This window comes from Actinomadura geliboluensis, from assembly GCF_005889745.1.
GTDB classification, from domain to species: Bacteria; Actinomycetota; Actinomycetes; order Streptosporangiales; family Streptosporangiaceae; genus Spirillospora; species Spirillospora geliboluensis.
In genome coordinates, this window is the sequence record NZ_VCKZ01000555.1 from 1 (window position 1) to 4,989 (window position 4,989).

4 protein-coding genes are annotated in these 4,989 nt (G+C 71.6%); all 4 read right to left on the reverse strand.

Going from position 1 to position 4,989, the window contains the following annotated elements; genetic code table 11:
- The coding region (locus tag ETD96_RS41135) for an NYN domain-containing protein (protein ID WP_138641894.1) at positions 1–926 on the reverse strand (926 nt) is incomplete at its 3' end.
- Positions 927–1,307: 381 nt separating this feature from the next.
- A complete protein-coding gene (locus ETD96_RS41140; RefSeq protein ID WP_138641895.1) occupies positions 1,308–2,930 on the reverse strand; it encodes an alkaline phosphatase D family protein in 1,623 nt (540 codons plus the stop codon).
- A 128-nt stretch (positions 2,931–3,058) separates the two neighbouring features.
- Entirely contained in the window at positions 3,059–4,306 is a 1,248-nt protein-coding gene (gene fmdA, locus ETD96_RS41145) for a formamidase (protein ID WP_138641896.1), read from the reverse strand.
- Positions 4,307–4,350: 44 nt separating this feature from the next.
- Positions 4,351–4,989, reverse strand: a 639-nt coding sequence (locus tag ETD96_RS41150; protein ID WP_240808590.1) for an AmiS/UreI family transporter, incomplete at its 5' end; no start/stop codon positions are given.

The following is a 4,989-nucleotide window of genomic DNA, read 5'->3' on the forward strand; positions in this document are numbered from 1 at the left end:
GAGGGGGCCGGTGCGGAGGACGGCCCGACGAGGGGCGACGGCCCGGTCGTGGAGGCGGGCTGGAGCGGGACCTGCTGGCCGCCGGTGCTGTAGGACGATCCGGCGAGGCCGCTGCCGGGCAGTGGCATCGGCCCGGTGCCGGCGCCGCCGCCGGTGCCGCCGAACCCGCCGGTCATGGCGGGGCCGAGGTCGCGGACGGACGGCATGGACGGCGCGGACGACGGCGCGGACGACGTCGGGACGGGCGGCCCGGTGACCGGGGACGCGGGCGGCGGCCCGCCGTGCGTGGCCGGGGCCAGCGTGCCGAGCGACCCGCTGTGGCCGTTGCCGCCGCCGTGCCCGTTGGACAGGGGGCTCGTCCCGAGGGAGGAGCCGGACGCCGAGTCCATGCCGGCGAGCAGGTTGACGTAGGGGCGCAGGTGGCCGGACCCGATCTCGATGAGGTCGTCGCACTCCTGCCGCAGCACCCGGGAGATCGTCCAGTTGCCGTCGACGGCGACGTGCACGACGGTGACGCGGACGCCGAGGTCCTGGGCGTCGGTGACGATCTGCGCGAGGTCCTCGTCGCCGCTGACCAGGACGGCGTCGGCGAGGGCGCCGTTGCGGGCGAGGGTCATCAGGTCGCGGTGGATCTCGGTGTCGACGCCCTCGCGGCGGCCGGGCCGGACCCGGCCGAGCCGGAGCTTGAGGCCGGGCAGGTCGGCGAGCGCGTCGTGCTCGGGCGAGCGGCGGCCCTCGATCGTCGCCTCGTACCAGTAGCAGCGCAGCAGCGGCATGCCCGTGCGCTCCCTGGCCAGGTCGCCGAGGAGTTGCAGGAGGCCGCCGAAGTCCCACGAGACCGTTTCGCGATGGCGCGTGCCGTGCACAGCCATGGCACCGTCCGCCAGCAGATAGCCGGCGTCAACGAACAGCGCGCAACGATCCATGCGGCACCGTCCTTCCTCAACACGGGAGCTCACAGCGTGCCCACTCGGCGTAGCGACCCCGGGCGCTTATAGCGTAGTGAAGCCCTGCAGCCCAGTAGGCCAATACGGCGATTCGCCACTCTTTCATGACGACCCGCCCGTTGGCGACTCCCCGGTAACAACGAAATGGGAGCCGCGGCGGACGCTACCAGCCGTTTCGCGCCGGCCCCGCGCTTCCGCCGGATCTTTACGGGAAGAAGCAGCTCACGGGTTCGGAACCGGTATCAGCACCCTACTCGAAACCTTTTCGGGTCTCGCGCATTGTGGTCGCTTGACCACTGACCGTCATACATTTCGGGCGCGATTTCCTTTTCCCGGGGCGCGGCCCGGCCCGGCGGGGGCTCAGGTGATGCTGGCGCGGCCCATCTCGCTGAGGCGGCCGTCGCCGTGCGGACTCTCCCAGCGCACGTTGCAGTCGCGCCCGGACAGCTCGACGGTCGCGATGGCGTTGTGGAACCAGGGGCCCTCGGTCATCCGCCACCGGATCGGCGGGACGGGCACCTTCGCGAGCTTCGCCAGCATCCGGAAGGGCGCGCCCGCCGCCCGCGAGTAGGCGATGCGGTTCGCCCATTTGAACTTCCCCTGCAGCGGGTTCCGCAGCGGCGAGCAGACGATCTGGGACACCTTCGACTGCGTGCCCGGCTCGGTGACCCGAGCCAGGTAGGAGTAGTGGATGTCGCCGGACAAGAAGGAGATGCTCGCCGGCGCGGGGCCGCGCTCACCGCGTCCGACGGCGATGACGTCGGCGGCCACGTCGCGGAACGACCGCTCGAACGCCGCCCAGTGCTCCAGGTCGGCGGCCTGCCGGATCTTCTCCCCGATGCCCGCGCCGCGCTTGCCCCAGGCGCCGCCGGCGACGGCCTCGTTCCACGACTCGGCGTGGTGGATCGCCATGGGGAGCAGGTAGGGCAGGGAGCTGGCGATGAGCAGGTGGTCCATGCCGCCCTGGCACCGGCCGTCCAGCCAGTCGAACTCCTCGTCGTCGAGCATCCCGCGCCGGTCGGCGGTGAGGAGCCGCGAGCACCGGCTGTCGACGACGATCAGGCGGGTGCCGCCCCAGTCGTGGGCATAGCTCCAGCGCGTACTGGCAGGCTCCTTGTCGGCCCGCTCCGCGAACTCGTCCAGGACGGCCCCGGCGTCGCCCGTCGTGTCGGACGCCTCGCGCAGCTTCGCGAGCAGCGGGTCGGACGCCCGGTCCTGCGGCGACATGTTCCCGAGGTGCTGGTAGATCCAGTACGACCCGATTCCGCCCGTGATCCGGTCCTTCCACCAGGGCTGCGACCACATCTCCTGCCGCCACGCGTAGGAGGTGTTCCAGTCGTCCCGGATGTCGTGGTCGTCGAAGATCGTGAGGGTCGGGACGGTCGACAGCAGCCACCGGACGGCGGGGTCGCCGTGCCAGGCGAGCTGGTAGAGGTGGGTGTAGTCCTCGAAGTCGGCGGCCTCGTCGGCGGGCTGCTCGTCGGGGCCGCGCCGGCCGCCGATGAACGCGCGCATCTCGTCGCTCAGCTCGTCGGCGTACACCTGGTCGCCGACCATGAGCAGGATGTCGGGCCAGGTGACCGCGTCGCCGCCGGTCCGGAGCCGCTCGGCGAACGCGGCGAGCGCGTCGTGCCCGAACTCCGCCACGGTGCCGGGCGAGCGGCGGCAGGACCCGAACGAGATCCGCAGCCCGCCGCTCTCGTCCAGCGTCCTGAGCTGCGACGGCGGGAAGCCGTCGTCCTCGGGCCAGACGGTCTCGCCGTCGGTGCGCACCTCGTAGGGGATGCGCGAGCCCGCCGCGAGCCCGTCGATCTCGACGAGCGCGTAGTGGTGGCCGTGCGCCGTGAACGTCCGGGCGGACGCGTCGACGCCGTGCTCCTCGTTCACGACCCGGACCTCGCAGGGCCGTTCGGTCTCCACCCAGATGGTCGCGGTGTGGTGACTCACATGCCGGAGATGGGGCCCGAGTACCAATGCGCTCATAGGAGGTCTCTCTAGCGGACGGGACCCCGCCGCGTCCACCCGGTGCGCGACGGTCGTGCTTGCGCCTCCCGTGCCGCGGCCCGGCCCCTACCCGAGGGCAAGGACCGGGCCGCGGTGTCAGAGGCGGGTCAGGACGAGACGGCGCACTGGCCGCGGTCGGCGCGGCGCGGGCCGTCGGCCGTCGGCCGGATGTCGAAGTCGAAGATGGCCGTGGGCAGGTAGAGCGAGCAGCAGGCGTTCGGGATGTCGACGACGCCGCTGACGCGCCCCTCGATCGGCGCGGCGCCGAGCAGCAGGTACGCCTGCTCGCCGCTGTAGCCGAACGTCTTGAGGTACTCGATGGCGTTGAGGCAGGCGTTCCGGTAGGCGAGGGTGGCGTCGTTGTAGTGGTTGGTGTCGGTGCCGTGGTCGACGGAGATGCCGACGAAGCTGATGAACTCCGAGTAGCGCGGCTCCACGTTGCCCGGCATGAACACCGGGTTGGTGGTCACGCCGTACTTCTCCATGCCGCCCTTGATGATGTCGACGTGGAAGTCGATGAAGCCGCCCATCTCGATGGCGCCGCAGAAGGTGATCTCGCCGTCGCCCTGGCTGAAGTGCAGGTCGCCGCCGGACAGCATGCCGCCCGGCACGTGGACGGGGTAGAAGACGCGCGAGCCGCGGGTGAAGTTCTTGATGTCGTGGTTGCCGCCGTTCTCGCGCGGGGGGACGGTCCGGGCCCCTTCGGCGCCGACCTTCGCGAGGGCGTCGCCGGTGAGCGTCCCGGCGAGGGTGCCGTCCGTGAGGGGCGGCAGTGCGAGCGGTGGCACGCGCAGGGGGTCGGTGTCGATGAGGGCCTGTTCGCGGGCGTTCCAGCGGGCCAGCAGTTCCGGTGACGGGGCCGTGCCGAACAGGCCGGGGTGGGTGATGCCGGTGAAGCGCACTCCCGGGATGTGGCGCGAGGTCGCCTGCTGGCCGTGGAAGTCCCAGATGGCCTTGTAGGCGTCGGGGTAGTAGTCGGTGAGGAAACCGCCGCCGTTCTGCTTGGCGAAGATGCCGGTGTAGCCCCACCCCTGGCCGGCGATGCCCCCCGTCTCCTGCGGGATGGGGCCGAGGTCGAGGATGTCGACCACGAGGAGGTCGCCGGGTTCGGCGCCCTCGACGGCGATGGGCCCGCTCAGCATGTGGCAGGGCGACAGGTCGACGTCGCGGATGTCATTCGCGGAGTCGTTGTTGCCGATCTGGCCGTCCGTCCACTCCCGGCACTCGACGCGGAACTCCGCGCCGGGCCGGACGGTCGCCGCCGCCGGGATGTCGGGGTGCCACCGGTTGTGGCCGGGCACGTTCTGGTCGCGCATGGACCGGGCCTGGTCGACGCTGAAGACGACTTCGGGCATGGGGTACCTCCTGAAGCGGATCGGGCGAGAAGAAGAAGACGAGATCAGGGGCCGGCGGCGGGCTCCGGCGGCGCGCCGGCGGGCACCCGTCCGGGACGGGTCAGGACCCAGAGCCCGGCGAGGACGGCCACGGCGCAGCCGGCCAGGACGGCGGCGAACACGGCGGACGTCGAGTAGGTGTCGGTCAGCAGCAGGAACGCGGGCAGCGTCGTGGTGCCCGCGGCGTTGGCGAGCGTGACCCAGCCCGTGTAGCGGGTCAGCTCCTCCCGCTTGAGGCCGAGGACGAGGAAGAACAGGAACCAGAGGAACGACCAGCAGAGCCAGATGACCCCGAACGGGTGGTCCCGGACGTCGAGGAAGTTGATCGCGGCGAAGCCGAGCGCCGCCAGCGCGACGAACAGCGAGAACCAGCCGGCGCCGGTGGTGTCGAGCCCGGCGAGCAGGCCGATGCCGACATAGAGATAGGTGAACCCGAACAGGTAGATCCCGGCCGCCGCGGTGATCGCCGCGAGGTCGTCCCCGGCGGCGACGAGCAGCAGTGTCGGCAGCACCACCTGCAGCGCGCCGACGAAGAGGTTGAGGAGCGCCGCCGAGCGGGCCTCGACGCGTCCGAGCATCATCAGCGCGTTGACGAACAGGACCGCGCCGACGTAGAGCAGGCCCACGCTTCCCATGGTCAGGGC